A 7,795-nucleotide genomic window follows, 5' to 3' on the forward strand; every position below is an offset into this window, starting at 1 on the left:
CGCGAAGTCCATCACCTTGACGATCTTCTCGCCGAACACCTCCCCCAGCGCCCCGCCGAAGACCGTGAAGTCCTGGGAGAAGACGGCCACCGGGCGGCCGTCGACCGTGCCGTAGCCGGTGACGACCCCGTCGCCGTAGGGGCGGTTCCGCTCGATGCCGAAGTTGGTCGAACGGTGCCGGGCGAACTCGTCGAGCTCGGTGAAGGACCCCTCGTCCAGGAGGAGGCCGATGCGCTCGCGGGCGGTCAGCTTGCCCTTGGCGTGCTGCTTCTCCACCGCGCGTGCGGATCCCGCGTGGGTCGCTTCTTCGATGCGGCGCTCCAGGTCCGCGAGGGTCCCCGCGGTGGTGTGGCGGTCTGGGATCTCGGGGGCGGTCTCCGGCTCGGCCATCGGGATACGGCTCCTGCTCGTCCTGGGGGCGGATGGGGCGGACTTCTTCAGGTGTCGGGGGAGGGGTCGGAAAGCGATGGGAAGGGATCTATGGGGGTTTTGGAGGGTTTCCGGCCACTCGGCGGCTGTTGCGCCGGCTGGGCTACCGGCACGTAGCGTATCGGCGGCTCCGCTTGGTGGCACTGCGTCGTTGGCCACACCTCCTGACCCTAGGCTGGCCCCTATGACGCCTTCTGACACCTCAGGGAGCCCAGGTGACGCGCACGGCCGCTGGTCGGATCTGGAGCGGCCACCGCTGAACGCCGCCGCGCTGCGCCGGGGGCTGGTGCGCCCCGGCGGGCTGTGGACCGAGGTCGAGGTGGTGCAGGCGACCGGCTCGACCAATACGGATCTGGTCGTCCGGGCCCGCGCGGGAGCGCCCGAGGGCGCGGTGCTGATCGCCGAGGAGCAGACCGCGGGGCGCGGCCGGCTCGACCGCGCCTGGACGGCCCCGGCCCGGTCCGGACTGTTCTTCTCCATCCTGCTACGGCCCGGCGAGGCCGGTGTGCCCACGGAGCGCTGGGGCTGGCTGCCGCTGCTCGCCGGGGTCGCCGGCGCCGCGGCGCTCAGCCGGGCGGCGGGCGTGGACACCGCACTGAAGTGGCCGAACGACCTGCTGGTGACGGTCGCGGGCGAGGAGCGGAAACTCGGCGGGATCCTCGCCGAGCGGGCCGGGGACGCGGTGGTCGTCGGCCTGGGGCTGAACGTCTCGCTGCGGGCCGATGAACTTCCGGTGCCCACCGCCGGGTCGCTGGCCCTGGCCGGCGCGGTCTCCACCGACCGCGATCCGCTGCTGCGGGCCGTGCTGCGGTCGATCGCGGAGTGGTACGGGGAGTGGCGCCGCTTCGAGGGCGACCCCGGGGCGTGCGGTCTCCAGGAGACCTATGCGGCGGGGTGCGCGACCCTCGGGCGCCGGGTGCGCGCCGAGCTTCCGGGCGGCCGGGAGCGGATCGGCGAGGCGGTCGCGGTCGACGGCGACGGACGGCTGGTTCTGGCCACCGAGGGCGGGGTCCAGGAGCCGGTCTCCGCCGGTGACATCGTGCATCTACGCTCCGTACCGAGGGAGGAAGGCCCTCCCGCGCAAGAGTGAGCTACGGCACACCTGACGTATCGTGGTCGCGGTCGGTCCAGCTCGGGACGGCCGTGGGCGAGCTCGGAACCAGGCCGGGAAGAGGGAACGGAAGGGCAGTGCGCAGGGATCGTACAGGGGGCGGGCGGTGACCGCCGACGACGCGGGTTCCGGCACGGCCGAGGAGCGCGGGGTGCGGGACGCCGCCGCTCCGGACGGGGCCGTACGGGACCCCGGGGAGCGGGAGCGCGCCGCCGCGGACGCCCCCGATGAGGACGAGCCGGACCCCATCGCGCTCCGGCTGGAGCAGCTGATCCTCGGCGCCGAGCGGCGCTACACCCCCTTCCAGGCCGCCCGCAGCGCGGGCGTCTCGGTCGAGCTGGCCACCCGTTTCTGGCGGGCCATGGGCTTCGCCGACATCGGCCAGGCCAAGGCGCTCACCGAGGCCGACGTCCTGGCGCTGCGCCGGCTGTCCGGTCTGGTGGAGGCCGGGCTGCTGAGCGAGCCGATGGCCATCCAGGTGGCGCGGTCCACCGGCCAGACCACCGCCCGGCTCGCCGACTGGCAGATGGACTCGTTCCTGGAGGGGCTCACCGATCCGCAGGAGATCGATCCGCAGGAGATCGGGATGACCCGGACCGAGATCGCGTATCCGCTGGTCGAGCTGTTGCTGCCGGAGCTGGAGGAGTTCCTGGTCTACGTCTACCGGCGCCAGCTCGCGGCGGCGACCGGCCGGGTGGTGCAGGCCGCGGACGACGCGGAGATGGTGGACCGGCGGCTGGCGGTCGGCTTCGCGGACCTGGTGAGCTTCACCCGGCTGACCCGGCGGCTGGAGGAGGAGGAGCTCGGCGAGCTGGTCGAGGCGTTCGAGACCACGGCCGCCGACCTGGTGGCGGCGCACGGCGGACGGCTGATCAAGACGCTGGGTGACGAGGTGCTCTACGCGGCCGATGACGCGGGCATCGCCGCCGAGATCGGGCTGCGCCTGATCGAGACGCTGACGCATGACGAGACGATGCCCGAGCTGCGGGTCGGGATCGCGTTCGGCACCGTCACGACCCGGATGGGCGATGTCTTCGGAACGACGGTGAACCTGGCGAGCCGCCTGACGTCCATAGCGCCCAAGAACGCGGTCCTGGTGGACGGCGCGTTCGCGGAGGAGCTGGGCCGCACCGGGGACGCCCCGGTGTCGGAGGCGGAGGCCGCCGAGCAGGCCGCCGCGGCGGAGAAGGAGGGCGAGGAGCCGCCTTCGTACCGCTTCGCGCTCCAGCCGATGTGGCAGCGGCCGGTGCGTGGTCTGGGCGTCGTGGAGCCGTGGCTGCTGAGCCGTCGCGCCTGACCGAGGGACGGCGGGGCGGCCGGTGACGTCGCCGGAGGGTCGCGGGGCGCCGTCCGGACTGTCGGGGAAGGTCGTCCGGATCGTTGCGGTGGTGTTTGAAAGTGCGTCCGGATCTCGCGGTGATGCGGGAAGGCCGTCCGGATCGTTGCGGTGATGCGGGGGAGGCCGTCCGGATCGTTGCGGTGGCGTTTGGGAATGTGTGTCCGGATCGTTGCGGTGATCCGGGGGAGGGCGTCCGGATCGTTGCGGTGAGGCGGTCCGGATCGGTGAAGGGCGCGCGGAGCGGCACCCGTTGGGCTAGCCTACGTGCGCAAGATCCACTCGGTGGAACCAGATCCTGTCGTCGAAGTAGCACCGTCCGCGTCCGCCCGCGGGGTGGGCCCGGCGGTGTCCAGGAGCACGTGTGACCCAGCTTTACGATTCGAGTGCTCAGCGTCCGGGCGCCTTACCCCCGCCGGGCTGTCCCGCCCACGCGGGGACCGGTGCCGAACCACTCCACGCGCCCGAGTTCGGAAGAGACCCCTTCGCGGTCTACCGGCGCCTGCGCGAGGCCCACGGTCCGCTGGCGCCGGTGGAGCTGGATGGGGGCGTACCGGCCATGTTGTGCGTGGGGTACGAGACCGCGCTGGAGATCATGCGGCGCCCCGAGACCTTCTCCAAGGACCCCCGCAACTGGCGGGACCGGAACGAGGGCCTGCTGTCCGAGAGCAGCTTCGCCCCGCGGGTCCTGCGGCCCCGGCCGCAGGTCGACTTCGTCGACGGTGAGGAGCACCGGCGGCTGCGCGGCGCCATCGAGGACAGCACCGGCCGGATCGACCCCGGTGCGCTGCGGACCTATGTCGAGCGGACGGCCGACACGCTGATCGACCAGTTCTGCGAGGCGGGCGAGGCCGAGCTGATCGGGTCGTACTGCGCGCTGGTCCCGGTGCTCGTGATGGGCCAGCTCTTCGGCTGCCCGCAGGAGATCATGGACCGGCTGCTGCGGGGCGTGGCGGCGTTCATCGACGGGTCGGACCCCTTGGGTGGGGACCTGGGCGCCGCTGAGGCGGTGCGCGAGCTGATCGACCTGAAACGGCGCGAACCGGCCGCCGACATCACGTCCTGGCTGATCGCCCACCCGGCGCGGCTGACCGATGAGGAACTGGTCGAGCAGCTTCTGCTGCTGCTCGGCATGGGGACCGGGGTGATGCCCGGCCTGATCGGCAGCGCCCTGCGGCTGCTGCTCACCGACGAGCGGTTCTCCGGGGACGTCATGGGCGGCAGCATGCTCGTCGAGGACGCCCTGGACGAGGTGCTGTGGACCGACCCGCCGCTGGCCAACATGGGGCTCTACTTCCCGGTCCACGACACCAACATCGGCGGCACGCGGCTGCGCGCGGGCGATGCCGTGATGATCAGCCTCGCGGCGACCAACCGGGACGCGCTGCTGAGGTCCCCGCACAAGCAGGGCAACCGGGCGCATCTGGCGTTCGGCGCGGGCCCGCACGCGTGCCCCGGCCGGAGCTCGGCCCGGCTGATCGCCTCCGTCGCGCTGGAGAAGCTGCTGGACCGCATACCGGACCTGGCGCTGGCCGGTGAGGTCGAGCAGCTGAAGTGGCTGTCCGGCGTCTTCGTACGGGGTGTGATCACCCTGCCGGTGCGGTTCGCGCCCGTCATCAAGCCGGGGAGCCGGCGCACCATGGTGCCGCCCGGCGCCCGGCCGGGGGAGCGGGACCAGCCGCCGCACCCGGACCAGCGGGACGGGCGGCAGGAGGCGCCGCAGGGGGCGTCCCCGCTGCCGTCCGTCCCGTCGCTCTCGCTGTCGCTCCCGGCCCCGCCGGGGTCCGGAGGTGAGTTCCAGCCCGAGGGCGAGGACCGGCAGAAGCAGCAGTCGGCCCTGCTGGGCTTCCTGACCCGGTGGCGGCGTTCCCGCTAGGCCCCATGCGGGTGACTCACGCGTCCGGTGCCGGGGTCGCGGTGCCGGGTCGCGGTGGTTGGGTCCCGGTGCCCGGGGCGCGGTGGGTGTGGGGCGCGGTGGCCGGGTCGTGGTGCCGGGGGGCGCGGCGAGTGTGCGTCGTGGTGGGTGCGCATCGCGTGTGCTACGGCGCGAGGCCGCCGCCACGGTGTACCCGTGGCCCACTCGCGCCTCGACGTCACCGGCGTTGCCGCTGGGCCCGTTCTGGCACGGAAACGCCATCCGTCGCCCGCCGCCGGTGCCGTCGCCCGCCGCCGGGGCCGCCGCCCGGCGGCGGCGCCGGTCCGTCCGGGCGCTCCCGGGTACCGGACGCCCCGGGAAGCTGGGATGATCCCCGGCGACGGGTTCACGGTCGTTAACCGGGAGGGTGTGTGATGAGCGAGCGGCGCTACGGGGAGTGGGTCGCGGTCCGGCGGGACGGATTCGTGGCCGAGCTGGTGCTGGACCGGCCGAAGGCCATGAACGCCGTCTCCTCCGAGATGGCGCGCTGTATCGCGGCGGCCTGCGCGGCGCTGTCCGAGGACCGCGACGTCCGGGCCGTCGTGCTGACCTCGACCCATGAGCGGGCCTTCTGTGTCGGCGCGGACCTCAAGGAGCGCAATTCCCTCTCCGACGCCGAGATGATGCGGCACCGGCCGGTCTCCCGCGCCGCCTACACGGGGGTGCTGGAGCTGCCGATGCCCGCCATCGCCGCCGTGCACGGCTATGCGCTGGGCGGCGGCTTCGAGCTGGCCCTGTCCTGTGACGTGATCGTCGCCGATCCCACCGCCGTGGTGGGGCTGCCCGAGGTGTCGGTCGGGGTGATCCCGGGCGGCGGCGGCACCCAGCTGCTGCCGCGCCGGGTGGGCGCCGCACGCGCCGCCGAGCTGATCTTCTCCGCGCGCCGGGTGGCTGCCGGGGAGGCCCATGAGCTGGGCCTGGTGGACCGGCTGGCGGCGGAGGGCGAGGACCGGGCCGAGGCGCTGGAACTGGCCCGGCGGATCGCCGCCAACTCCCCGGTCGGCGTGCGGGCCGCCAAGAAGGCGCTGCGGCTGGGACAGGGGCTGGATCTGCGGGCCGGTCTGGAGGTCGAGGACGCGGCGTGGCGGACGGTGGCCTTCTCCGGCGACCGCGCCGAGGGCGTCGCCGCCTTCAACGAGAAGCGTCCGCCGAACTGGCCGGGGGAGTGAGCCCGGCCGGGCCCGGCGGGTGGTCCGGCCCGGGGCGGCGGGTGATTCCGCCCGGGGGCGGGCGGCCGCCGGGTGACGGTTCGCCCGGATACCCGGGGTGAGCGGCCCGCAGCGGATTGTTCCCGACGTTCTTACGCTGGAGGGCGGAGCGAAGTGTGCGTGCCGTGAGGAATGCGAGGCCGTCGTGACGGACAACGGGGACATCGGCGGACGGCCCGGCGGGGTCGACGGGCGATTGCGGGCCGTCGTGGGGCTCGCCCAGGGGATGGCGGCGGCGCACACCCCGCAGGAGTCGGTGGGCGCGGCCGCCGAAGCGGCCCGCCGCGCCCTCGACGGCAGTTTCGCGGCGATCTCGGTGTGGGAGCGCGAGCGGGGGCGGCTGCGGGTTCTGGTCAATGTGGGCGCGCTGATGGCGGGCGAGGAGCCGTGGCCGGAGGACGAGTCGTATCCGGTGCACGACTTCCCGGAGATCGCCGACTTCCTGCACGAGCGCTGGGCCGCGGGCGGGGAGCCGCACGCCTGGGTCGAGACCGCCGAGGGCCCAGGCACCGGCTCGGCCCCGTACACCCCCCGTGAGGTGCCTTCCGGTGGCAGCTGGGGGAGGGTCGCGGCCCTGCGGCGGCGCGGCCGCGGCAGCTGTGTGGTGGCCCCGATCGTGCTGCACGGGCGGGCGTGGGGCGAGCTGTACGTGGCCCGCGCGGTCGGCAGCCCGGTTTTCGACCGTGACGACGCCGATTTCGCGACCGTGCTGGCCTCGGTGACCGCCGCCGGGCTGGCCCAGACCGAGCGGCTGGAGGAGGCCCGCCGCCTCGCCTTCACCGATCCGCTGACCGGCCTCGGCAACCGCCGCGCGGTGGACATACGGCTGGACGAGGCGCTGGAGGCGCACCACGCGGACGGCACCGTGGTGAGCCTGGTGGTCTGCGATCTCAATGGCCTCAAGCGGGTCAACGACACCCTCGGCCACGCGGTCGGCGATCGTCTGCTGGAACGATTCGGCTCACTGCTCTCCATCTGCGGCGCCATGCTGCCCGGGGCGCTGGTGGCCCGGCTGGGCGGTGACGAGTTCTGTCTGCTGGGGGTCGGCCCCCCGGCGGACGAGGTGGTCCGGGTGGCCGACGAGCTGTGCCGCCGGGCCGCCGAGCTGGAGATGGGCGAGGGCGTCGCCTGCGGCGTCGCCTCCACGGGCGACCCGATCGGCCCCGTGTCGTCGGCCCGCCGCCTCTTCCGGCTGGCGGACGCGGCCCAGTACCGCGCCAAGGCAGCCCGCTCCCTCAAACCGGTCGTGGCGGGCCGGGACGGCGGCCCCGAGGACCCGGTGATCCGGCTGGCCGACACCTCCCCCGCCCGCCCCCCGGAACGCCGCCGCTTCCGTGGCCGCCGGTGACCGCGAGCGGACGGGGGCGGCCGGGCGAGGGCGGCCGAGCGAGGGTCGGGGCGAGGCCCGGGGGAGAGCTATGGCGGAGGCTGTGACGGGCGTCGCGGGGGTAGCCGGGCGGAGGCTTGGACGGGGGCTGCGGGGGCAGCCGGGTGGAGGCTTGGGTGAAGGCTGCGGGGGCAGCCGGGCAAGGGCTACGGCGGGGGCCGTGCCGACGGCCGGGCGGGGGCCTTGACGGGGGGCGGGGCGACGGCCGGGCGAGGGTCGTGCCGACAGACGGGTGACAGGTTCGGATTCAGAATCTAGGGTCCATGAATATGGATATGCACTCTGTGGTGGTGGGAACCTCCGGGACGACCGCCGAGGACGTCATCGCCGTGGCGCGCGGCGCCGCGCGGGTCGAGGTCTCCGAGGCGGCGCTCGAGGCCGTCTCGGCGTCCCGGCGGGTGATCGACGA

At 74.2% G+C, this 7,795-nt stretch carries 6 protein-coding genes; 5 read left to right on the forward strand and 1 reads right to left on the reverse strand.

What is annotated here, in order from left to right:
• Nucleotides 1–390 (reverse strand): carboxyl transferase domain-containing protein (locus AXW62_RS33040; RefSeq protein WP_289306034.1); only part of this gene is annotated, 390 nt, incomplete at its 3' end.
• Nucleotides 391–613: 223 nt separating this feature from the next.
• Here AXW62_RS33040 and AXW62_RS33045 point away from each other — a divergent pair.
• From AXW62_RS33045 to AXW62_RS33065, 5 genes are all read left to right on the forward strand, one after another.
• Nucleotides 614–1,519, forward strand: a complete 906-nt coding sequence (locus tag AXW62_RS33045; protein ID WP_060947716.1) for a biotin--[acetyl-CoA-carboxylase] ligase — start codon at nt 614–616, stop codon at nt 1,517–1,519.
• Nucleotides 1,520–1,646: 127 nt separating this feature from the next.
• Nucleotides 1,647–2,837, forward strand: coding sequence for an adenylate/guanylate cyclase domain-containing protein (locus tag AXW62_RS33050; RefSeq protein ID WP_060947717.1), 1,191 nt, complete (start codon nt 1,647–1,649; stop codon nt 2,835–2,837).
• A gap of 403 nt (nt 2,838–3,240) precedes the next feature.
• Nucleotides 3,241–4,752: a cytochrome P450 family protein gene (locus tag AXW62_RS33055; protein ID WP_060947718.1), complete on the forward strand. Its 1,512-nt coding sequence runs from the start codon at nt 3,241–3,243 to the stop codon at nt 4,750–4,752.
• A 413-nt stretch (nt 4,753–5,165) separates the two neighbouring features.
• Entirely contained in the window at nt 5,166–5,960 is a 795-nt protein-coding gene (locus tag AXW62_RS33060) for an enoyl-CoA hydratase/isomerase family protein (RefSeq protein ID WP_060947719.1), read from the forward strand.
• A gap of 265 nt (nt 5,961–6,225) precedes the next feature.
• Nucleotides 6,226–7,347: a GGDEF domain-containing protein gene (locus tag AXW62_RS33065; protein WP_060947720.1), complete on the forward strand. Its 1,122-nt coding sequence runs from the start codon at nt 6,226–6,228 to the stop codon at nt 7,345–7,347.
• Nucleotides 7,348–7,795: the final 448 nt, after the last annotated feature.

It is taken from the genome of Streptomyces hygroscopicus subsp. hygroscopicus, from assembly GCF_001553455.1.
Taxonomy (GTDB): domain Bacteria; phylum Actinomycetota; class Actinomycetes; order Streptomycetales; family Streptomycetaceae; genus Streptomyces; species Streptomyces hygroscopicus.

What these genes read in the sequence shown, in the direction of transcription:
- AXW62_RS33045 (WP_060947716.1), top strand. Translation starts at nt 614, where the DNA reads ATGACGCCTTCTGACACCTCAGGGAGCCCAGGTGACGCGCACGGCCGC.
- AXW62_RS33060 (WP_060947719.1), top strand. Translation starts at nt 5,166, where the DNA reads ATGAGCGAGCGGCGCTACGGGGAGTGGGTCGCGGTCCGGCGGGACGGA.
- AXW62_RS33065 (WP_060947720.1), top strand. Translation starts at nt 6,226, where the DNA reads ATGGCGGCGGCGCACACCCCGCAGGAGTCGGTGGGCGCGGCCGCCGAA.